The organism is Pseudomonas mendocina (genome assembly GCA_037482215.1).
GTDB lineage: Bacteria > Pseudomonadota > Gammaproteobacteria > Pseudomonadales > Pseudomonadaceae > Aquipseudomonas > Aquipseudomonas mendocina_E.
The window spans coordinates 3100472-3121342 of the sequence record CP148074.1; the positions used below are offsets into that span (position 1 = coordinate 3100472).

Genomic DNA, 20871 nt, shown 5'->3' on the forward strand with positions numbered 1-20871 from the left:
TGGTCGCACGCACTCAACTACATCGACAGCTGAGCGACCTCTCAGCTGCCGTAACGTCCAGCCTTAGGCTGAGCGGTATTCTTTCTCAGCTTCATCAAAGCGCTTGAGCATACTGGCCGATGGACCATTACCGACCTTGCTGAAGATCAGGATGGCCAGCGTCGCGAAGATAAAGCCAGGGATGATTTCATACAGCCCCAGATGCGCCAGGTAGTTTTTCCACAGGATCACAGTCACGGCACCGACAATCATGCCGGCCAGAGCACCGTTACGCGTCATTTGTTTCCAAACCAATGACAGGATCACGACAGGACCAAACGCAGCACCGAAACCAGCCCACGCATAGGACACCAGGCCCAGTACACGGTTGTTCGGGTTAGCAGCTAGCATGATGGCGATGATTGCAATCAGCATCACCATGGCGCGACCGACCCACACCAGCTCTTTCTGTGAAGCCTGCTTGCGGATGAAGGCCTTGTAGAAGTCCTCGGTCAGCGCACTGGAGCACACCAGCAATTGGCAGCTCAGGGTGCTCATAACCGCAGCCAGAATGGCCGACAGCAGCACACCAGCGATCCATGGGTTAAACAGGATCTTGGCCAGCTCAATGAACACACGCTCTGGGTTTTCAGTAACCGGCCCCGCTACAGACGGGTTAGCCGAGAAGTAGGCAATACCGAAGAAGCCCACGGCTACAGCACCACCCAAGCACAGGATCATCCAGGTCATGGAGATACGGCGTGCAGCCGGAATGGATTTGACCGAATCAGCCGCCATAAAACGCGCCAGGATATGCGGCTGACCAAAGTAGCCCAAGCCCCACGCCATTAGGGAAATCACACCAACAAAGGTTGCACCTTTAAGCATGTCGAAATTGGTGGCGTCCTGCAGCTCAATGGCGGCGAAGGTCGGATCAATACCGCCGGTAGCAACCATGACAACAACTGGCGTCAGGATCAGCGCAAAGATCATCAGGGTAGCCTGAACCGTGTCAGTCCAGCTCACCGCCAGGAATCCGCCAATGAAGGTGTAAGCGATGGTGGCCGCAGCGCCAGCCCACAATGCAGTCTGGTACGACATACCAAAGGTACTTTCGAACAGACGAGCACCCGCGACGACACCGGAAGCACAGTAGATGGTGAAGAACACCAGAATCACCAGAGCCGAGAAGATACGCAGCACGCGGCTGTTGTCTTCAAAACGGTGGGTGAAATAGTCAGGCAGCGTCAGCGCATTACCATTGTGCTCAGTCTGTACACGCAGGCGACCCGCTACAAACAGCCAGTTCAGGTAGGCACCGGCGATCAGGCCGATAGCAATCCAGGCTTCAGAAAGACCGGACAGGTAAATGGCCCCGGGCAAACCCATCAGCAACCAACCACTCATATCTGAAGCGCCAGCCGACAGAGCAGTGACGAAACTTCCGAGGCTACGGCCGCCGAGAATATAGTCGGACAGGTTATTGGTACGCATATAGGCAAATAAGCCAATCAATACCATCAACGCGATGTACACCACGAAGGTGACAATCATCGGTGTATTAGCTGTCATTAAGAGCTCCCTCTTGAATTGTTGTTATTCGACGTAGGGGAACAGCCCCGCCGCCAACGTAAACGTCCACACCCTTGATCCAGCAGGTGTTGTAATGCTGAAAAACAGATTGCAAGCCTGTCTCACTTACGTGGCGCTATCCATAGTTCACCTGACTTCCGTGCAATGACTCAGAAGCCCATCACCCCTACGCATCAATCAGCATCTATTACCTGAAATCAGCGGTTCTTCCTGTATAGGTGTAGCGTAATAATTGCAAACCGTAGGAGTGTAATGCCCACAACGGCTATTTATATGCAAAAACAGGTGACGGAATTTAGTGGCTCGACGCCACGAGATTCTTGCAAAAAACTCCTGTTCTTTTTCAAAAAACTCCAAAATCGCAGCCCAGAGCCCCGTAAAAAGTCCTATTCCGTCGAAAGGCGATCAGGTTTCCTCAATAAACAGATGAGACTCCCACGTTCATCTGAAACGTCCTAGACTATTAACATACTCTTATCAGGAGCCCGGCTTTGCAGGCGGAACAATCGCTTTATTCGACTTACCGTCGGTTAGTGACACAACTCATGCACGATCAGGAACAGCTGCCAAGCCTTCCTAACATAACGCTGGAAATTCGCCGTGCTTTGAATGATGACACGATCTCGATTTCGGCTCTTGTAGGCCTGATCAGCCGTGATCCTGGACTCAGTGCACTGCTGATGAAGCATGCATCCAGCCCTTTGTATCGCCAAGTCCAGGCGCCCAAAACGCTTAATGATGTGGTTAATCAACTCGGCCTCCGCGAAGTGGGTCGCATCACCATGCTACACAGCGTCAAAAGCTTATTTACCTTGCACAGCGCGGCTCATAAGAACCTATTCCTAGAAGCATGGGAAAGGCTGATTAACAAAGCCAGCACCAGCGCAATGCTCGCCCGGCTGGTTGGTCGAATCAGCGCTGAGCATGCCCTGTTAGCCAGCCTGCTCAGTGAAGTGGGTAGCCTTACTGTTCTATCGGGTTTCAAGAGCGCAGAAGAGATCCCCAGCAAAGCGCTTTACGAAAAACTTTGCCGAGAGTACGGAAAATCTCTGGGGGTCATCGTGCTGAAAAAGTGGGCTGTTGATGATGAATATATCGAGATAACCCGCGAGACCGGCAATTGGTTTTACACCAAGGGCAACACCTTACAAGTGATTGACGTGGTCAACTTGGCGCTTCATCACATCGCTCAAGGCCGTGCATCCGAGGATGAACTTCCGTCATTGGAGGAGCTGCCTGCCTGGAAAAAACTTCCGCCCCCATTAAATGAAATCGATGACGACGGCACACTGAAATTGCTCAGCAGCCATCAACATGACATTCAGCTGCTCGCCCAGTCACTTCGCTGAGTTATTCATTCCAACCAAGACTTGCACTGTCGCGTACGCGTTTAGGGGTTAAGCCTAGATAGCGGCGCATGGCGGTCGTCAAAGCGCTCTGACTGGAAAAGCCGCACTCTTCGGCAATACGAATCAGCGGCAAACTGCTTTCACGCAGTAGTTGGCTGGCTCGATCCAGTCGGGCCTTGAGCAGATACTGATGCGGGGTTAACCCTAGGCTGTCTTTAAACAAAGCATGGAAATGGCTTGGGCTCAAGCATGCAGTATGGGCAAGCTCTGCAACGCTAATACGCCTAAACAGGTGCTTAGCGATGTAGTTATCAAGCTGTTCGATATTGAGGCCACTGACACGCGGAGCGGGCTGCTCACCAAACAACCGCAAATACAGCGCCCGCAGCAGCAAACCGCTGAGATCACGAGTTAATACAGGGTCAGAACCATAGCGCTGCAACTCAGCACCGGCATAATTCAGCAAGTTTTGGAAATCGGTGTCCAACTGCGGGTAGCGTGGGCTTTCAAATAAACGCGAGAGCAATTGAGCATCATCACCCAATGCCCCTTGCCCATCCAAATCAATGATGAGCATGCGGTTATCACCTAACCCTGCGAATTGATGCCCTGCATCACCGGGTACTAAGCAAGCCTGCATTCGGCTGACTTCCCCACCACGACCGTTTACCTCGAACTCCGCCCGCCCAGCCAAAGACATCACGAGCTGGTGGTGATCATGGGTATGTTTGTGGGCCTGATCATCAAGCCTCATCAGACGGGCAGTCAGCATAAGGTGCAACCTAGTAGTACCTTTGCCTACTTTACCCTTTTCCCCGCCGTGACTACAGTCGACATGACAAACGACCCGACACAATCTTCAGGTACCCTTTAGCCCCCCCTTAGCATTGGCGTTCAGGAACCGATATTCTGTCCGCACTACAAGAATCAGGAGTCAGTCATGCCTCGCCTGCTGTTCATGTTTGCGTTCACCCTGCTTGCGGCTTGCTCGCACAAGCCCGCCACAGTCACTCTCCAGCACGATCAACAGAGCAAATGCCCGCTGGACCTGTATGTCGGCCAGCAATTTATTCTGACGCTGCCCAGCAACCCCACCACAGGTTTTCGCTGGAAGATGCTCGACGCAGGAGCCCCCGTGCTCGAAAAGCTTGGCCCTGAGGTCTACACAAACCCGGAAGACACAGGCTTAGTGGGCAGTGGCGGAATTTCCACCTGGCGTTTTCGCGTTGCTAACGAGGGCAAGGCCGAGTTGAAACTGGCCTATTCCCAACCCTGGGAACCCAATGTAGCACCCGCACAGAGCTTCAATTGCAAACTGGCAGCGCACTGACTCATCTAATAGAGGGGATTGGCGCACATTGACGCCTAGGCTGGCATAGGAAGCTTGGTCAAATCCCTGACAAACAGGCATAGTCTGCCCCTGACAATAATAAGGACGCAGACCATGCGCTATCTGTTGCTCGCCTTGATGGCAGCCGCTGCTTATCTCTACGCACAGTACAACGACCTGCATGCTTTAAGCTTCATCAGCAAAGGCATCCCGGTCATCCTGCTGATTCTATGGCTGCGCGAGGCGCCAGCCAGCCTATACCGCCGCTGGATCAGCATTGGCTTACTGTTCTCGCTGGCCGGCGACCTGTTGCTCGATTGGCCCGATGACTTGTTCGTGTTCGGGCTGAGTGCATTCCTGATAGCCCACTTGGCCTACTTAAGCGCCTATATCATCGACTGTAAACGCCCAGCCTGGCTAGCCCTACTCGTCGCACTGCTGACAGGCGGCGGCATGTTTGCCATCGTTTCTATCTACAACCTTGGACCATTGTTAATTCCGGTAGGTTGTTACGCCTTGGTCATCAGCATCATGCTTTGGCGAGCATTAGCCCGCCTGACCCAACCTGGCATAAGCGTTCGTTCTGCCCAGTTAGCAGCTGGCGGAGCCGCACTCTTCGTCTTATCTGACGGCATGATCGCCATCAACCGCTTCGTTTGGCCGTTCGAGGCCTCTACCTTCACCATTATCACCACCTACTGGCTCGGCCAGTGGGGAATTGCCGCATCAGCATTTTCGCAAGCCACAGAAAGGCCAGATAACCCGTCGTAGGCAAATTCTGCGCAGCTATTTCCGACCATTTGTGCAATCAGCGTTCAGCTCAGCGCCGATGTTGGCTAAAATGGTCGGCTTTCCCAAACCATGCGCAGCCCATCGTGACCAAACAACCCGATCGTCTTTTTGCTCAGCCTCTGGATCAGGTGCCTGATTTCGTGTTCAACGAGGACGTGGTGCGGGTTTTTCCGGACATGATCAAGCGCTCTGTTCCGGGCTATCCCACCATTGTCGAAAACATCGGCGTGCTGGCTGGCCAGTTTGCGCAACCCAACAGTGTTTTGTACGACCTTGGCAGCTCACTTGGCGCCGTCACACAAGCATTACGCCGCCATGTGCAAGTTGAAGGCTGCAAGGTCATTGCCGTGGATAACTCCAGCGCGATGGTCGAGCGCTGCCGCGAATATCTGCACGCACAGGACTCCATGTTTCAAGAGTTGCTGCCAGTCGAAGTGGTAGAAGCCGATATTCTTGAACTTGAATTCCAACCGGCCTCACTGATTGCGATGAACTTCACACTGCAATTCATCCAGCCGGAACATCGTTGCAACCTGCTCAAAAAGATCCATCAAGCACTGCTGCCAGGTGGCGCCCTGATCCTATCTGAGAAACTTCGTTTCGAAGATGCCAGTCAGCATGACCTGCTAACAGACCTGCACATTGCCTTCAAACGCGCCAATGGCTACAGCGAACTGGAAATTGCCCAGAAACGCAGTGCCATCGAAAAAGTCATGCTCCCGGACAGTTTCGAGAAACACCGCGAGCGCCTGCTTGAAGCCGGTTTCACTCAGGTCGTTCCTTGGTTCCAGTGCCTTAACTTCGCCTCCCTGATTGCATTGCCATGATCAACCGCTTTGACTTAGACACACTGCAAGCCCAACTTGCAGGCCCCCCCCTGCAAGACTGGGCAGCCGATTTGCCTGGCCAAATTGACCGCAAGTTAGCCATCGGTCATGGTGACCTAGCCCGCTGGTATGGCGCTGTACAGGCTCTCCCTCCGCTGACAGTTGAACAGCTTGAGCTGGTTAAAGAATTCAGCTTTAACGGGGCCTGCGACGACGACACCCGCGCAGCCCTGACAAACGCCCTGAAGGGGCTAATTCCCTGGCGAAAAGGCCCATTCCATCTGTTTGGCGTGCATGTGGATACTGAATGGCGCTCGGACTGGAAATGGCAACGGGTTGCGCCGCACCTGAACCTCAAACACAAACGCATCCTTGATGTTGGCTGCGGCAACGGTTATTACATGTGGCGCATGCTCGGCGCTGGTGCCAAAAGCGTGGTCGGTATCGACCCCAACTGGTTGTTCCTTTGCCAGTTCTTAGCCATGAAGAACTACCTACCCGACCTCCCCGCTTGGCACCTGCCGCTGGCTTTTGAAGAGCTGCCAGCCAAATTGGAAGGCTTCGATTGCGTCTTCTCCATGGGCGTTCTGTACCACCGCCGCTCACCAATCGACCACCTGATTGATCTCAAAGACTGCTTGGTAAAAGGTGGCGAGCTGGTTATGGAAACCCTGGTTGTCGAAGGGGATGCTCAACAGGTTCTCGTTCCTGAAGACCGCTACGCACAGATGCGTAACGTGTGGTTCTTGCCTTCAGTGCCTGCGCTTGAGCTATGGCTACGGCGGGCCGGCTACGTAGATGTCCGCTGTGTAGATGTAAGCACCACCAGCATTGAAGAACAACGTGCTACCGACTGGATGCGCTTCCAGTCGCTGCCCGATTTCCTTGACCCAAGCGATCACAGCCGAACGATCGAAGGCCTCCCTTCACCGACTCGTGCAGTCATTCTGGCAAGAAAACCCTGACTCAACTGTGCAAAGATCTTGCAGTTCTGTGAGGGCCGCTGAGGCAAAAACTTCTGCGGCATAGGGATAGCCGCACAAAGGAAATCGTAGGACAATCAGCCGAGCGGCATGGTAAGTAAGAGTGACCACATTTGTGGATTACGCTAATTCCGCTCGGGGCATTGCTAAATGAAGGCATATCAGCCTGCAGTTCTTATAGCAGCTTGGCTGTCATTGAACGCAGCACAAGCACTTCAGCTGTACACAGAGGAGTACCCGCCTCTTAGCTTCTCCCATGAAGGCCATATCCACGGACTTGCACCTGAAGTGGTCAGTGAGTTGCTGAAGCGACTCGATCGTAAAGCTGAAATACACGTGGTGCCGTGGTCTCGCGCCTATCACTCTGCCCAGAATAATCCTGACACCGCAGCGTTTGTCACCATGCGCACGGCTGAGCGTGAACCACTGTTCAAGTGGGTGGGGCCCATCATGGTATCGATGGACAGTTTTTACGCACTTAAGACGACTGATATCAGCATTCGAAACGATCAGGAACTGGCTCAAATCGACAACATTGCAGTGCCAAGAGACTGGTTCAGCTATCAGGAACTGCATGCCGATGGCATGAAAAACTTGCTCGGTGTCACCGAGCCCGCGCAAATGTTCCACCTACTCCGACAGGGCCGAGTCAAACTCATACTCGCCGACAATCTGAGCTTTCATGCTCAGGGCAACGCAGCACCACTGGTTGGACATCTAAGCCGCCAAGACGTTAAAGCGGTTTATCCATACCGGCGCGCCTACGGCTATATCAGTTTTTGGAAAGGAACTGACGACAATGAAATTGAGCGCTGGCAAAAAGCACTCGATGAAATGAAGCGCGATGGCACATTCCGTAAAATTTACCAACGGTGGCTGCCAGGAGAGGAAGTGCCCGGGTTACGCTCCCCCTCCCCCGTTACAAGCCGTTAACGTCGCTCTGCCGCAGCGACAATCAGCGCTTTCATCTCAGCAACAGCCTGCTTGAAACCGACAAACAGAGCGTGAGCTACAAGCGCATGACCAATGTTCAGCTCATTGATACCCGCAATGGCCGCCACCGCTTCAGCATTGTGGTAATGCAGCCCATGACCGGCATTAACGATCAAGCCGTGCTCCAGCCCAAGTTCAACACCCTGTGCAATCCGCGCCAATTCAAGCGCTTGATCCTGCACAGTCACCGCATCGGCATAGCGTCCGGTGTGTAACTCGATAGCAGGAGCACCAACGCGTTTGGCAGCCTCAATCTGGCGCTCTTCTGCATCAATAAACAATGACACTTCACAACCAATACGGCTCAAACGTTCCACAGCCGCACGAATACGATCTTCCTGCCCCGCTACATCCAAGCCACCCTCAGTGGTCAGCTCCTGGCGGGTTTCTGGCACCAAACAGATGTGCTCAGGGCGAATTTGCTCTGCAAAATCCAGCATGAAATCGGTGATGCCCATCTCGAAGTTCATGCGCGTTTGCATGACCTCTTTAAGCACTCGCACATCGCGCTCTTGAATATGCCGACGATCTTCACGCAAGTGGATCGTAATACCGTCCGCCCCCGCCTCTTCAGCATCCAGCGCGGCCTTAATTGGGTCAGGGTAGCGGGTGCCACGAGCCTGGCGCAGTGTGGCCACATGGTCGATATTTACGCCCAGCAGAATACGATTTGCATCAGTCACGACTTGGCTCCTTGAGCGCCATGAAAAGTTCGCGGCTTACCAGCGGCTTGCCACCTAAATGGGGAGCTAATGCCTGGCGCATTAATCGCTTGGCCGCCGCCAGCGCACCCACCGCGCTCCAGTCAGCTTCAGCCATTGCCAGCAAATCAGCTCCATGAAAAACACCGGGTTGCAACTGCCCGACAGGCACCAACCCCTTCTCATTATCCAGCCGATATAAACCGGCAGACGCAATAGGAACGCCTTCACTGTCAATATCGAGGGCGAAACCATAGCCCAACTCATCCAGCAGACGCCACTCGAAAGCACGTAACAATGGCTCAAGCGGACGCCCCTGAGCCAGTGCAGCAACGGTCAGTGCGTAGGTTTCAAACAGTACAGGGTGCGGATCTTCTGCAGGTAAAAGGCGAATCAGCAGTTCATTGAGGTAAATACCGCTGAACAGCGCCTCCCCCGAAAGAAGATTAGGTATACCGGCGGGCTCAAGGCGTGACACGCTTTTGAGATCGCTATTGCCGCGAAACTCGGCCTCAAGCGGAATGAAAGGACGCGCCAGGCTGCCCTTCTTACCCCGAGCAGCCCGCAACACAGCTCTCAGTCGGCCCTGCGGAGTCAGAAAGTCAACCAGCGCGCTGCTTTCCCGATAGGCCCGGGTGTGCAGAACATAGGCAGGTTGACCCAGCATAAGGCTTACTCGGCGAACCGGCACTCAGGCCGGAATGGATCAGATGTTGTCGAAGCCCAACGAACGTAATGCACGCTCATCATCGGACCAGCCACCTTTCACCTTGACCCACAGGTTCAGCATGACTTTGGTGTCAAACATCGACTCCATATCCCGGCGCGCATCTTGGCCAATACGCTTAATGCGCTCACCCTTGTCGCCAATGATGATTTTCTTCTGCCCTTCACGCTCCACCAGAATCAACGCATGAATGTGCAGAATGCGACCTTCACGTTTGAACTCTTCAATCTCAACCGTAATCTGGTAAGGCAGCTCAGCCCCCAACTGGCGCATGATTTTTTCGCGAACCAGTTCTGCTGCAAAGAAACGGCCAGAGCGGTCAGTGATTTGATCTTCTGGGAAGAAGTGGATCCCTTCAGGAAGACGTTCCCCCACCAGCTTTTCAAGCGTCTCAAGGTTGTGGCCTTGCTGAGCTGAAACCGGAACGATTTCAGCATCAGGCAACTGCTCGGCCAGCCATTTCAGGTGCGGAATCAGTTCAGCCTTGTCATCTAGGCGGTCAGTTTTGTTAATTGCCAGAATCACCGGCCCCTGAACATACTGGACACGCTCAAGCACCATCTGGTCTTCATCAGTCCAGCGGGTACGATCCACCACAAAAATCACCACATCGACATCTTTAAGTGCCGAGGCCGCGTTCTTGTTCATGTAGCGGTTGAGTGCCTTCTCATTGTTTTTGTGCAGGCCGGGCGTATCCACGTAGATCGCCTGCACATCACCCTCGGTCTTGATACCCAGCATGTTGTGCCGAGTGGTCTGCGGCTTACGCGAAGTAATGGCCAGCTTCTGCCCGAGAATATGATTGAGCAATGTCGACTTGCCCACGTTGGGCCGGCCGACGATGGCGACATAGCCACAGCGTGTAACAGGTGTATCAGTCATTGCCATTCTCCACACCTAGGGCAATCAGCGCTGCCGCCGCCGCGACCTGCTCGGCTATTCGCCGACTGCCGCCCTGGCCCATGGTTTTTTCATTCAGTAAGGTCACCTGACACTCAACAACGAATGTCCGGCAATGCGGTTCGCCTTGAATATCTACCACGTCATAGCGGGGTAGCTCGCAACCGCGGGATTGCAGAAACTCCTGCAAACGGGTCTTCGGGTCTTTGTTGGTATCAACCAACGTTAAACCTTCCAACTCCCCCTCTAGCCAGGCCAGCACGCGCTCACGCGCAACCTCCATACCAGAGTCCAAATAGATTGCACCGATCAATGCCTCAAGCGCATCAGCAAGGATCGACTCACGACGGTAACCGCCGCTTTTCAACTCGCCTGAACCCAGACGCAGGTATTCACCCAAATCGAAGCCCCGAGCCAATATAGCCAGGGTTTCCCCTTTTACCAATCGAGCTCTGAGACGTGACAACTGCCCTTCCCGGGCCATGGGGAAGCGTTGAAATAGAGCTTCACCCGCAACAAAATTCAGAATGGCATCACCGAGAAACTCAAGGCGCTCGTTATTGCGCCCTGCGAAACTACGGTGGGTCAAGGCCAGCACCATCAGATCCTGGTCCTTGAAGGTATAACCCAGCCGGCGTTCAAGCCGACTTAACGAAACACTCACGGCATCCCCACACGAAATTCTTTATCAAAGCTCACAACCAGATCGATATTCTCAATCAGGGACTCACGTTTCTCGTACTTAACGTGAACCAAGAACTGGTTGTTTTCGATCTTGATATTCACTGCATCTTGAGCATTCAGATCGCGAATATTATTGACCTGCATACCCTTAGTTATGTGGGAGTAGAACTCACCCACGGTATTAATTTCCAAAGCCTTGTCAGTCTCAACGGAGGTGATGATTTTCTCCATCGACATAAAATCAAAGTAATGCGGCAGAACTTTGAACAGAGCGCTGGCAATAAACGCTACTAGGCCTAAAACAACCAGCCAGCTGAGAAACGACATGCCCCGTTGTGAACGTGCAGACTTCATATTGCCCCTACCTTTTAGTGTTATTGATTGCCGTGCGGCTTAGACAGGACTGCGCATAACAGAGAATGCTGCCGAAGCAGCATTCTGTTCAACCCACAAATTAGTGAATCAGGCCCACGCGTGAAAAGTTGGGAAGATTGCTGGATTTCGGATCCGGCCAGCTCATCCAAACCGCGAATGCCTTGCCCACAATATTTTGGTCAGGAACCATGCCATGCAGAGGTTGTGGAATGTTCGGATCATTCCAATAACGGCTATCGTTTGAGTTGTCACGGTTATCCCCCATCATGAAGTAATAACCTTCTGGCACAACCCATTCACGTCCTGGCTCAACCCGGTAGCGCTTCATTTCCTTGCGGATCTGATGCTCAACTTCCCCCAGTTTCTCCTTGAACAGCACTGCACTGCCCAAGCTTCCAGGTTCATCACCGATCAGTGTTTCAGCAACCTGCACACCATTAACAGTCAGGCGCTTGTCCGAACTGTAGGCAATCCGGTCGCCGGCCAAACCTATCACCCGCTTGATGTAGTTAATGTTCGGGTCACTGGGATAACGGAACACCATTACATCGCCGCGCTGCGGGTTGCCCACCTCAATCACCTTGGTGTCCAACACCGGTAGACGGATACCGTAGGCGAACTTGTTCACCAGAATGAAGTCACCAACTTCAAGGGTTGGCTTCATCGAACCAGATGGGATCTGAAACGGTTCAACCAAGAATGAGCGCAACACCAACACAATTGCCAGCACAGGGAAGAACGACTTGCCGTATTCCACAAGCAAAGGTTCTTTGTTAAGACGCTCGATCACGACCTCATCCGGCTCACTCACCTGTCCGTTGTAAGCCGCAATGGCTGCACGACGACGAGGGGCCAGGAACACAAGATCAAACAGCGCCAACAAACCACAGACGGCAACGGCGATGACCAGTAACAGCGGGAAATTGAATGACATAGGGCCTAGTTTTCCAACCTCAGTACAGCAAGGAAGGCTTCTTGTGGGATCTCCACGTTACCTACCTGCTTCATCCGTTTCTTACCAGCCTTCTGCTTTTCGAGCAGTTTGCGCTTACGGCTTACGTCACCGCCATAGCACTTGGCCAATACGTTTTTGCGCAAAGCCTTGACTGTTGTACGCGCAACAATCTGACCACCGATGGCTGCCTGAATTGCCACGTCGAACATCTGACGTGGAATCAGATCCTTCATCTTCTCCGTTAACGCACGCCCTTTGTAGTGAGCGTTGTCACGGTGAACAATCAAGGCCAATGCATCAACCTTGTCACCGTTAATCAAAACATCCAGTTTCACCAGATTAGCTGATTGGTATCGGTCGAAGTGGTAGTCCAAGGAAGCATAGCCGCGACTGGTCGACTTCAGACGATCGAAGAAGTCCAGCACCACCTCGTTCATCGGCAAATCATAGGTCACCTGAACCTGCGATCCCAGGAACTGCATATCACGCTGCACACCGCGCTTTTCAATACACAGGGTAATCACGTTACCCAAGTGCTCCTGCGGCACCAGGATATTGGCGCGGACAATAGGCTCACGCATGTCCATGATTGCCGAAATATCTGGCAGCTTAGACGGGTTATCAACGTAGATCGTCTCACCCGTCTTCAGTTCAAGCTCATAAATTACCGTCGGCGCCGTGGTAATCAGGTCCAGGTCGTACTCGCGCTCCAGGCGCTCCTGGATGATTTCCATGTGAAGCATGCCGAGGAAGCCGCAACGGAAACCGAAGCCCAATGCATCGGAACTTTCCGGGGTGTATTGCAACGACGAGTCGTTCAGCGTGAGCTTCTGCAACGCTTCGCGGAAGTCCTCAAAGTCATCGGAGCTGACCGGGAACAGACCGGCATAAACTTGCGGCTGGATACGCTGGAAACCCGGCAGAACTTCGACCTCAGGCGTTGAACTGAGGGTCAGTGTGTCACCTACCGGTGCCCCATGAATGTCTTTGATGCCAGCGATGATAAAGCCCACTTCTCCAGCCTTTAGATCAGCTGTAGCGGTGTGCTTAGGTGTGAACACGCCAACGCTGTCGACCAAGTGCACCTTACCGGTGGACTTGACCAGAACTTTGTCGCCTTTTTTGACACGGCCCTGACGCACACGAACCAGAGACACAACGCCCAGATAGTTGTCGAACCAAGAGTCAATGATCAGCGCCTGCAGCGGAGCATCAATCTCGCCTTCAGGTGCTGGAATAGTATGAACCAGTCGCTCCAGTACCTCATCGACACCTAGGCCGGTCTTGGCGCTGCATGTCACTGCATCAGTCGCATCAATGCCGATGATCTTTTCGATCTCTTCCTTAACACGCTCAGGCTCAGCCTGCGGCAGGTCAATTTTGTTCAGGACCGGCATTACCTCCAGGCCCTGTTCAATAGCGGTATAGCAGTTGGCTACAGACTGAGCTTCAACCCCCTGCCCCGCATCAACCACCAGCAGCGCCCCTTCGCAGGCGGCCAGTGAACGGCTCACCTCATAGGTAAAGTCAACGTGGCCCGGCGTATCAATGAAGTTCAGCTGATAGGTTTTACCGTCTTTGGCCTTGTAGTAGAGGGTAACGCTGTGGGCCTTGATGGTAATTCCACGCTCGCGTTCGAGGTCCATGGAGTCCAATACTTGGGACTCCATCTCGCGATCAGCAAGACCGCCACACATCTGAATAAAACGGTCAGCCAATGTCGACTTACCGTGGTCGATGTGGGCGATGATGGAGAAGTTGCGGATATGACTCAAATCACTCACGGATCATCACTCAAAAAGGTTACAGGCGGCAGTCCGCCAAAATAGCCGCGAAGTTTACCTGAAACCCCGCTGCTACGTCACCACAGGTTAAAAGCGGCACCAAAAAAAGGGCGACCTAAGTCGCCCTTTTTTTGGTGCTGATTCTTAGTCAGCCAGCTTGAAGGTAATAAAGCTGGCGCGCCCCTGACGCAGCACACGCATGGACACCGAACGATTCTTCGGTAGAGCTTGCGCCACTTCAGTAAAGGTCTTAGCAGAGTTGATCGCTTGGTTATTCAGATGCGTTACCACATCACCCGGACGCAGACCAATTAGCGCAGCAGGGCCATTGAGAACTTCGGAAATGACCACCCCACCCTTCAGGTCGAGGCTTTTCTTTTGCTCTGCAGTCAATTCGGCCACCTTGACACCCAAACGGTTGCTGCTGCGCTCAACGCCGGACTGCCCCGCATCTGCAATGGTTTCACCATCTTCTGGCAACGCCCCGATGGCCAGTTTAAGCGTCTTACGTGAACCATCACGCACTACATTCAGCTCGGCGGTAGCACCAGGCTTCATGGAACCAACCAGATGCGGAAGATCAGCAGACATGATGATCGGCTGACCATCAAGACTCAGGATCACATCGCCCACTTGCAAACCACCCTTGGCAGCCGGACCACCCTCAAGAACTTGAGCGACCAGTGCGCCTGCAGGCTTTTCTAGACCGAAGGACTCAGCTAGGTCTTTATTGACCTCCTGAATCACCACGCCCAGCCAGCCACGACTTACCTTGCCATCCGCTTTAAGCTGGTTAGCTACATCCATCGCAACACTCATCGGGATAGCGAAAGACAAGCCCATAAACCCACCCGAGCGGGTGAAAATTTGCGAGTTGATACCTACGACTTCGCCTGCCAGGTTAAACAGCGGACCACCTGAGTTACCTGGATTAATGGCCACATCAGTCTGGATAAACGGCACATAGCTCTCGTTAGGCAAGCTACGTCCCTTAGCACTGACGATCCCGGCAGTTACGGAATGGTCGAAACCAAAGGGGGAACCGATAGCCAGCACCCACTCACCTACTTTGAGGTTGTCAGACTTACCGATTTTGACTGTCGGCAAACCTTTAGCATCAACTTTAAGCAGCGCCACATCGCTGCGCGGATCAGCACCAATAAGCTTGGCCTCAAGCTCACTGCGGTCTGACAGACGAACAATAATCTCGTCAGCATCAGCCACGACATGGTTATTGGTCAGCACATAGCCATCATCCGAGATGATGAAGCCGGATCCCAGAGACTGAGCTTCTGGCTGGCGCCCCCCGCCTCCACCCGGCGCACGTGGTGCCTGAGGAATACTCCGCTCAAAGAACTCACGAAATATAGGTGGAAACCCCTCAAGATCAGGGATATTCAACTGAGCACCACCAGCGACCCGATCAGGCATGTTCTGACGCGTACTGATGTTGACTACCGCAGGTGATGCCTGCTCAACCAGTTCAGTAAAATCAGGCAGACTTGCTTCAGCGAGCATGGCCTGGCCGTAGAGCAGCACAGCAAACAACCCGGCAAAGCAAGACTTCAGACTAGACTTCGACATACATCTCCCCTATCAAGCAGGCAAAAGTCTCAATATTCCGTTGCGCCAACCGCAAGATATGCGCGCAACACCACAGGCTGCATGGCAGCATCATTGACCCAGAAACGGTTTCGCCAACGCACCACACCGCCAGCCACAACAAAACCCAACAACGCACTGAGAATGACCCAGCGCTCGTCCACCGCCATCTGCTCTACCAAAACAGCTGCTGCAAAAAGCCCCAGCAGCGGCAACAGGTAAACCATCAGAGAACCCCGCACCAAAGTGTCCTCACGAACACCAATGACAACAGAATCCCCTAGCTGCAGGTCCAGATCAGACAATGCCCGAACCCTCGCATAACGCTCTCGAAATCCTAGCTGCTGCAAAACACCATGCCCACAGCCAGCCTTGGCAGAACAACTGCCACATGTACTTTGTCGCCGAGTTTCAACCCAGACAGCTCCAGGTTCGAGCGCAACAACACGCCCTCGCTCTTCAATCACTACTCGGAACCCCTAGGTATCTTAAGTGATGACGCCACACGCTCGGCCGCCGCAACGGGGATTTCCCCCACCACAGTCACCATCACGTCACCATCAGCAGTTTGCACCCGACGGGACACTGCAGCAGTTGGCCCCAGCTGTGTGCGAAAATCCCCAGCTACTGCGCCTTTCAACGGCTCAACAAAAATAGAAAAGCTTGCTAGCCCATCACCATAAACCTGACAAGCAACGGGCTCATCTGACACAGGACTTAAACGCTGGGAAGTTGAACTAAGGACAAATCCTGGAGGCAACCATTCAGTTATCCACTCAGACGCCTGCGCTACGGGCTGCTTGGTATCCTGCACGGGCCTACAGCCCGCGCCTGGTTCAAGGGCAGCGGACGTGGGAGCTTCTAGATGCAGGCGGGTAAATTGAAATCGCTCAAGCAGCTGGCCTTTTTGATTAACAAGCAGAGACTTCAGCGGCAAGCCCGTTTGACGATCTAAATGTAGTTTAAGGCCGTAGCGGTTCTGATCACGCGGAACAAGCGCAAGCACTGTAGTTGGACGACCCGCAACACGTGAGTCCCCCAAAACAATCAGTTCATACCACTCGTTCAATTGCTTGGGATCAAGCTGCCGAGCTGACCATAACTGGCTCTTGCTCAGCTCATCCCCCATTTCCCCACTGGCACACTCAACCTGACCATCGACGCGCAGAACTTCCTGTTCTGCACCATCTAGCTGCAACAAACGTAAGCGCGCATGACCATCATCCCCAACGAGGCTCCAGATCCCATGCGTTGAGAAAGCGCCATTACTGTCGTAAACGAATGTGCCATGAAAGCTCTGCTTGCGCTGTGCATCATTGAGACGCTGCAATAGATCCTGCCCGTCTGCTGCGCTAGCTGGTTGACTCAACCAGCTAGCGGCAACCAATACAACGCTAAAAGGAATAAAGCGCATGAGGCCCCTTAACGACCTTCCAAACTAGCAGCACGGGCGAAAGGCAACGCAACATCACTAGCACCAGCAGCCTGTTGAGCGTGCTGACGTAAATAGATTGGCAAGCGCTGCTCATGCCACTGAGCCTGTTCTTGATCTGCGGCACTCACAGAGGGCGGCACCGTATCTTCAGATGTTTTGAACGTCGCCAACATCGCCAGACTATTTGACTGCGGCATCGACAATGGAGCGACAGTTTGCTGTGCCATCTCCAAACCCGCAATATCATTTTGATTGTACAGACGAACTCCGGCCAGAACAGCCACCGTCACAGAAGCAGCAACAGCCCAGCGCCCAACCGTACGCATACGGCTGCCAGCAACACGCTGCTGAACCACAGGCACAGGCTCATCGGCGATGGCTGCAGATACCGCAGACGCCAGATCCAAACGGGGCTCCAGCAGCTCTTTATGCATAGCTGCCCGTGCCAGTTGATAGCGAGCCCACGTTGCGCGGACTTCCCCGTCCTCGCAAGCGGCCAATACACGCCTCAACTCTAACTCATCCGCTTGGTTATCCATCACCGCGGACAGCGATTCCTGCATGGTTTGACGACTCATTGCGGTTCCTCTCTAGGCTTTCGCCGCTGTCTCAGGCTTCCTGCAACAATGGTTGCAAGGATCTATCTATGGCTTCCCGCGCGCGGAAAATACGTGAACGCACGGTACCGACAGGACATTGCATAACACTGGCTATATCCTCGTAACTCAACCCATCAAACTCTCGCAGCGTCAGCGCCGTGCGCAAGTCTTCTGGTAACTGCTCAATACTGCGATGCACAGTTGCCTCAATTTCATCGCGCAGCAGTGCGCGCTCAGGCGATTCAATGTCCTTAAGGGCATGATCACCATCATAAAATTCAGCATCCTCTGCACTGACATCACTATCTGGCGGACGACGTCCTCTCGATACCAAATAGTTCTTCGCCGTATTGATGGCAATTCGGTAAAGCCAGGTATAGAAAGCACTGTCGCCCCTAAAGTTACCTAACGCCCGATAAGCCTTGACGAAAGCTTCCTGCGCAACGTCCTGAGCCTCATGGCTGTCATGCACAAAACGCACAATCAACCCGAGAATCTTGTGTTGATACTTCATCACCAACAGATCAAATGCGCGCTTATCGCCGCGCTGCACGCGCTCGACCAGCTGCTGATCTTCTTCCTGGGTTAGCATGAAATCTCCTTAATTAAGTCCAAAGGAGCGTAACACCAACCCTTGCATCGATCTGCCTGAATAGACTTGGGCAATTCGCAAAAGTTCTCTCCCTCAAACAACCTTCCTGCAAATTCTGATGTCGTTTTGTCAGGAAAAAATGCAGCGCCTAGCAAATTGGCTGCATCAATAATCTGAAACACTGGCAAAACCGGTTAAATAGCTTCACAAGCGTTATAAAAAAAACCTTGATAGGCCCAATAGCTCTAAACAACCGCTTATAGAACAAAAACTAGCTTAGAAGTTCCCTATCAACTTACTAAACCACTCTACGCTATTGTGCCGTCCGCCCCCTCTATATACTAGCGGCGCACTTTGCGGGAATTCTGACATGAGCCAACACTTCCAACACGATGTACTGGTTATCGGCAGCGGCGCAGCGGGACTGACCCTGGCACTCACATTGCCAGGCCACTTGAGTATTGCCGTCCTCAGTAAGGGTAACCTGTCCAATGGCTCGACCTATTGGGCCCAAGGTGGCGTTGCCGCAGTTCTGGACACAACAGATACTGTCGAGTCCCATGTTGAAGACACGTTAATCGCGGGTGGAGGTCTATGCCGCGAAGATGCTGTGCGCTTCACCGTTGAGCACAGCCGCGAAGCCATTCAGTGGCTTATCGACCAAGGCGTGCCCTTCACCCGTGACGATGAACCGCATAAAGAAGACGGCGGGTTTGAGTTTCACCTGACCCGCGAGGGCGGTCACAGCCACCGCCGCATTATTCATGCTGCTGATGCAACTGGCGCCGCCATTTTTAACACACTGCTTGAACAAACCCGCAAACGTAGCAATGTAGAGCTGCTGGAGCAGCGCGTCGCCGTCGATTTGATTACCGAGCGTAAGATCGGTCTGCCAGGGCAACGCTGCCTCGGCGCATACGTGCTCAATCGCGAGACCGGTGAAGTCGACACCTACAATGCCCGATTTGTCGTACTTGCTACTGGCGGCGCCGCTAAGGTTTACCTGTACACCAGCAACCAAGACAGCGCCTGTGGTGATGGTATTGCCATGGCTTGGCGCGCTGGGTGCAGGGTTGGCAACCTTGAATTTAACCAGTTCCACCCGACATGCTTGTATCACCCTCAGGCCAAGAGCTTTCTGATTACCGAAGCCCTGCGCGGTGAAGGCGCTCTGCTTAAACTGCCTAACGGCGAGCGTTTTATGCCACGCTTTGATGAACGCGCAGAGCTTGCCCCTCGCGATATCGTAGCGCGCGCCATTGATCATGAAATGAAGCGACTGGGTGTCGACTGCGTCTATCTGGACATCAGCCACAAACCCGCTGACTTCATCAAATCACACTTCCCGACCGTGTATGAACGCTGCCTGACATTTGGCATCGACATTACCCGAGAACCCATCCCAGTGGTCCCCGCTGCCCACTACACCTGTGGCGGCGTTGTTGTTGATCAACATGGGCGCACCGACATCCCTGGGCTTTATGCCATTGGCGAAACCAGCTTTACCGGCCTTCATGGTGCTAACCGTATGGCCAGTAACTCTCTGCTGGAATGCTTTGTTTATGGCCGCTCGGCTGCCGCTGATATCACAGCCCAACTGGACACGGTCCAAGAACCACCTCAGCTGCCCTGCTGGGACGCCAGCCAGGTTACAGACTCCGATGAGGACGTCATCATCGCTCACAACTGGGACGAGCTACGGCGCTTTATGTGGGACTACGTAGGCATCGTGCGCACCAGCAAGCGCCTACAGCGTGCAGAACATCGGGTACGGCTGCTACTGGACGAGATCGATGAGTTCTACAGCAACTACAAAGTCAGCCGGGACTTGATTGAGCTGCGCAACTTGGCCCAGGTCGCGGAACTGATCATCCGCTCAGCCATGCAGCGCCGTGAAAGCCGTGGCCTGCATTACACCCTCGACTACCCGCAACAGTTACCTGAAGCTAGGGACACTATTCTGCAACCGCCCACCTATAGCGACTGAACTTAAGCCGCACACGCAACCGACGATGCTCGTGATAGGAAAGGCTATCACGGGCAACACACAGCGAGCGCACTCTCCGCTGCCCCGCCAGCCTGAAGCGTAAAAAGACCATTAACGGTAACGCCAAGCTGTCTGGGTGTAGCTCGATCGCCTGCCACCCCTCGGACTCGCTGAAGACCTGCCAGCCTGATTCCGTCCAACGTAACCCCTGATAGGCGCTGCGCCGCGAGTTTAATAAGTACCGGGGAACCACCCAAACGGCGTGGGAAATGCACATCAATACAATAAGCAGTTTGCACCAGACCGCTAGATCAAGCGGGTACAGGCAACACAGCAGCATTGCCTGCAACAGTGCATAAATACACAACAGCCAGCGGGAAGCCCGCCAGCGACACTCGAAGTAATCACTTAGGCTGGACACGGTCCAGAATCATCCGCACGATCCGTTTCAGATCAGCATCTTCAGGCTCGCCACGCTGCATAAACCAGCCGAACATGTCCTGATCTTCACATTCGAGCAGCTTGCGGAAACGCGCCTGATCTTCTTCATCAAGAGTCGCGTAAACCTCCTCGACAAAAGGCACCAACAGCACATCCAGCTCCAGCATGCCACGACGGCTGTGCCAGTAGAGGCGCTTGAGTTCAACCGAATCAACCATGTACAGGCTCCTTTTAACTAGACGC

The 20871-nt window shown here is 53.5% G+C and carries 23 protein-coding genes; 7 read left to right on the forward strand and 16 right to left on the reverse strand.

Annotated elements, in window-relative coordinates:
* Positions 1–63 precede the first annotated feature (63 nt).
* Complete coding sequence (gene putP / locus WG219_14455) at positions 64–1551, reverse strand: sodium/proline symporter PutP (GenBank protein WXL24515.1); 1488 nt, start codon at positions 1549–1551, stop codon at positions 64–66.
* A 512-nt stretch (positions 1552–2063) separates the two neighbouring features.
* Between putP and WG219_14460 the strand changes: the two genes are divergently transcribed.
* Positions 2064–2921 (forward strand): HDOD domain-containing protein, encoded by an 858-nt coding sequence (locus WG219_14460; GenBank protein WXL24516.1) that lies wholly within the window; start codon positions 2064–2066, stop codon positions 2919–2921.
* A 1-nt stretch (position 2922) separates the two neighbouring features.
* Here WG219_14460 and WG219_14465 read toward each other — a convergent pair whose 3' ends face one another.
* Positions 2923–3693 (reverse strand): AraC family transcriptional regulator, encoded by a 771-nt coding sequence (locus tag WG219_14465; GenBank protein WXL24517.1) that lies wholly within the window; start codon positions 3691–3693, stop codon positions 2923–2925.
* 168 nt (positions 3694–3861) lie between these two features.
* Here WG219_14465 and WG219_14470 point away from each other — a divergent pair, with 168 nt between their 5' ends.
* The 5 genes from WG219_14470 (at position 3862) to WG219_14490 (ending at position 7786) form a co-directional block, all read left to right on the forward strand.
* Positions 3862–4251: a protease inhibitor I42 family protein gene (locus tag WG219_14470; GenBank protein WXL24518.1), complete on the forward strand. Its 390-nt coding sequence runs from the start codon at positions 3862–3864 to the stop codon at positions 4249–4251.
* A 114-nt stretch (positions 4252–4365) separates the two neighbouring features.
* Positions 4366–5022: a lysoplasmalogenase gene (locus tag WG219_14475; protein ID WXL24519.1), complete on the forward strand. Its 657-nt coding sequence runs from the start codon at positions 4366–4368 to the stop codon at positions 5020–5022.
* A gap of 104 nt (positions 5023–5126) precedes the next feature.
* Positions 5127–5870 carry a carboxy-S-adenosyl-L-methionine synthase CmoA gene (gene cmoA / locus WG219_14480; GenBank protein WXL24520.1) on the forward strand — a complete coding sequence of 248 codons (744 nt, stop codon included), beginning with the start codon at positions 5127–5129 and terminating at the stop codon, positions 5868–5870.
* A complete protein-coding gene (gene cmoB / locus WG219_14485; protein ID WXL24521.1) occupies positions 5867–6835 on the forward strand; it encodes a tRNA 5-methoxyuridine(34)/uridine 5-oxyacetic acid(34) synthase CmoB in 969 nt (322 codons plus the stop codon). Before cmoA ends, cmoB begins: the two co-directional genes overlap by 4 nt.
* Positions 6836–7003: 168 nt before the next feature.
* Complete coding sequence (locus WG219_14490) at positions 7004–7786, forward strand: ABC transporter substrate-binding protein (GenBank protein ID WXL24522.1); 783 nt, start codon at positions 7004–7006, stop codon at positions 7784–7786.
* Here WG219_14490 and pdxJ read toward each other — a convergent pair.
* The 12 genes from pdxJ to rpoE form a co-directional block, all read right to left on the reverse strand.
* Positions 7783–8529, reverse strand: coding sequence for a pyridoxine 5'-phosphate synthase (pdxJ, locus tag WG219_14495; GenBank protein ID WXL24523.1), 747 nt, complete (start codon positions 8527–8529; stop codon positions 7783–7785). The genes WG219_14490 and pdxJ overlap by 4 nt on opposite strands.
* A complete protein-coding gene (recO, locus tag WG219_14500; protein WXL24524.1) occupies positions 8522–9214 on the reverse strand; it encodes a DNA repair protein RecO in 693 nt (230 codons plus the stop codon). Before recO ends, pdxJ begins: the two co-directional genes overlap by 8 nt.
* Before the next feature lie 39 nt (positions 9215–9253).
* Positions 9254–10156 carry a GTPase Era gene (gene era, locus WG219_14505; GenBank protein WXL24525.1) on the reverse strand — a complete coding sequence of 301 codons (903 nt, stop codon included), beginning with the start codon at positions 10154–10156 and terminating at the stop codon, positions 9254–9256.
* Positions 10149–10838 carry a ribonuclease III gene (rnc, locus tag WG219_14510; GenBank protein WXL24526.1) on the reverse strand — a complete coding sequence of 230 codons (690 nt, stop codon included), beginning with the start codon at positions 10836–10838 and terminating at the stop codon, positions 10149–10151. Before rnc ends, era begins: the two co-directional genes overlap by 8 nt.
* Positions 10835–11212 carry a DUF4845 domain-containing protein gene (locus tag WG219_14515; GenBank protein ID WXL24527.1) on the reverse strand — a complete coding sequence of 126 codons (378 nt, stop codon included), beginning with the start codon at positions 11210–11212 and terminating at the stop codon, positions 10835–10837. Before WG219_14515 ends, rnc begins: the two co-directional genes overlap by 4 nt.
* A 100-nt stretch (positions 11213–11312) precedes the next feature.
* Positions 11313–12167 carry a signal peptidase I gene (gene lepB / locus WG219_14520; GenBank protein ID WXL24528.1) on the reverse strand — a complete coding sequence of 285 codons (855 nt, stop codon included), beginning with the start codon at positions 12165–12167 and terminating at the stop codon, positions 11313–11315.
* 5 nt (positions 12168–12172) lie between these two features.
* Entirely contained in the window at positions 12173–13972 is a 1800-nt protein-coding gene (lepA, locus tag WG219_14525) for a translation elongation factor 4 (protein WXL24529.1), read from the reverse strand.
* A 144-nt stretch (positions 13973–14116) separates the two neighbouring features.
* A complete protein-coding gene (locus tag WG219_14530; GenBank protein ID WXL24530.1) occupies positions 14117–15556 on the reverse strand; it encodes a DegQ family serine endoprotease in 1440 nt (479 codons plus the stop codon).
* A gap of 29 nt (positions 15557–15585) precedes the next feature.
* Complete coding sequence (locus WG219_14535; protein WXL24531.1) at positions 15586–16041, reverse strand: SoxR reducing system RseC family protein; 456 nt, start codon at positions 16039–16041, stop codon at positions 15586–15588.
* Positions 16041–16988: a MucB/RseB C-terminal domain-containing protein gene (locus WG219_14540; protein WXL24532.1), complete on the reverse strand. Its 948-nt coding sequence runs from the start codon at positions 16986–16988 to the stop codon at positions 16041–16043. Before WG219_14540 ends, WG219_14535 begins: the two co-directional genes overlap by 1 nt.
* Positions 16989–16996: 8 nt before the next feature.
* Positions 16997–17587 (reverse strand): RseA family anti-sigma factor, encoded by a 591-nt coding sequence (locus WG219_14545; GenBank protein WXL24533.1) that lies wholly within the window; start codon positions 17585–17587, stop codon positions 16997–16999.
* 31 nt (positions 17588–17618) lie between these two features.
* On the reverse strand, positions 17619–18200 hold the full coding sequence (gene rpoE / locus WG219_14550; protein WXL24534.1) for an RNA polymerase sigma factor RpoE: 582 nt from the start codon (positions 18198–18200) through the stop codon (positions 17619–17621).
* A 370-nt stretch (positions 18201–18570) separates the two neighbouring features.
* On the opposite strand from rpoE, the gene nadB reads away from it, so the two are divergent.
* Positions 18571–20187, forward strand: coding sequence for an L-aspartate oxidase (gene nadB / locus WG219_14555; GenBank protein WXL24535.1), 1617 nt, complete (start codon positions 18571–18573; stop codon positions 20185–20187).
* Here nadB and WG219_14560 read toward each other — a convergent pair.
* Positions 20156–20608, reverse strand: coding sequence for a protein YgfX (locus WG219_14560; protein ID WXL24536.1), 453 nt, complete (start codon positions 20606–20608; stop codon positions 20156–20158). The genes nadB and WG219_14560 overlap by 32 nt on opposite strands.
* A complete protein-coding gene (locus WG219_14565; GenBank protein WXL24537.1) occupies positions 20592–20846 on the reverse strand; it encodes a succinate dehydrogenase assembly factor 2 in 255 nt (84 codons plus the stop codon). The genes WG219_14560 and WG219_14565 overlap by 17 nt, the downstream gene beginning before the upstream one ends.
* Positions 20847–20871: the final 25 nt, after the last annotated feature.

Bases quoted from the DNA above. Each gene is read 5' to 3' on its own strand.
- putP (WXL24515.1), bottom strand. From the start codon at position 1,551: ATGACAGCTAATACACCGATGATTGTCACCTTCGTGGTGTACATCGCG.
- WG219_14465 (WXL24517.1), bottom strand. From the start codon at position 3,693: ATGCTGACTGCCCGTCTGATGAGGCTTGATGATCAGGCCCACAAACAT.
- WG219_14470 (WXL24518.1), top strand. From the start codon at position 3,862: ATGCCTCGCCTGCTGTTCATGTTTGCGTTCACCCTGCTTGCGGCTTGC.
- WG219_14475 (WXL24519.1), top strand. From the start codon at position 4,366: ATGCGCTATCTGTTGCTCGCCTTGATGGCAGCCGCTGCTTATCTCTAC.
- cmoB (WXL24521.1), top strand. From the start codon at position 5,867: ATGATCAACCGCTTTGACTTAGACACACTGCAAGCCCAACTTGCAGGC.
- WG219_14490 (WXL24522.1), top strand. From the start codon at position 7,004: ATGAAGGCATATCAGCCTGCAGTTCTTATAGCAGCTTGGCTGTCATTG.
- recO (WXL24524.1), bottom strand. From the start codon at position 9,214: ATGCTGGGTCAACCTGCCTATGTTCTGCACACCCGGGCCTATCGGGAA.
- era (WXL24525.1), bottom strand. From the start codon at position 10,156: ATGACTGATACACCTGTTACACGCTGTGGCTATGTCGCCATCGTCGGC.
- WG219_14515 (WXL24527.1), bottom strand. From the start codon at position 11,212: ATGAAGTCTGCACGTTCACAACGGGGCATGTCGTTTCTCAGCTGGCTG.
- lepB (WXL24528.1), bottom strand. From the start codon at position 12,167: ATGTCATTCAATTTCCCGCTGTTACTGGTCATCGCCGTTGCCGTCTGT.
- WG219_14530 (WXL24530.1), bottom strand. From the start codon at position 15,556: ATGTCGAAGTCTAGTCTGAAGTCTTGCTTTGCCGGGTTGTTTGCTGTG.
- WG219_14540 (WXL24532.1), bottom strand. From the start codon at position 16,988: ATGCGCTTTATTCCTTTTAGCGTTGTATTGGTTGCCGCTAGCTGGTTG.
- WG219_14545 (WXL24533.1), bottom strand. From the start codon at position 17,587: ATGAGTCGTCAAACCATGCAGGAATCGCTGTCCGCGGTGATGGATAAC.
- rpoE (WXL24534.1), bottom strand. From the start codon at position 18,200: ATGCTAACCCAGGAAGAAGATCAGCAGCTGGTCGAGCGCGTGCAGCGC.
- nadB (WXL24535.1), top strand. From the start codon at position 18,571: ATGAGCCAACACTTCCAACACGATGTACTGGTTATCGGCAGCGGCGCA.
- WG219_14565 (WXL24537.1), bottom strand. From the start codon at position 20,846: ATGGTTGATTCGGTTGAACTCAAGCGCCTCTACTGGCACAGCCGTCGT.